Genomic DNA, 208 nt, shown 5'->3' with positions numbered 1-208 from the left:
GCAGCGCCCGGTATTTTTGACATGGCAGACCACCGGCTGGCCATCCAGCTCCACATGGGCAACAAAGCGGTTCGGGCGCTCTACAAACACCCCGCGCCGCACCCCTGAATAATGCACGCTCTCCCACTCCTCTTCAAGAGAACAAAAAACGGACTTCATACGAAGTCCGTTTTCTGTGTCGGCGTTACCTATCTTCCCGGTCCGTCTC

The 208-nt window shown here is 56.7% G+C and carries 1 pseudogene; it reads right to left on the bottom strand.

Annotated elements, in window-relative coordinates:
* Positions 1-117 (bottom strand): annotated as a pseudogene (locus tag HMPREF0372_RS20680) (hypothetical protein); the annotation flags it as partial.
* Positions 118-208 lie beyond the last annotated feature (91 nt).

Source organism: Flavonifractor plautii ATCC 29863, from assembly GCF_000239295.1.
In the GTDB taxonomy this organism is placed as follows: domain Bacteria; phylum Bacillota; class Clostridia; order Oscillospirales; family Oscillospiraceae; genus Flavonifractor; species Flavonifractor plautii.
This window is presented reverse-complemented; position numbering and strand designations above follow the sequence as displayed.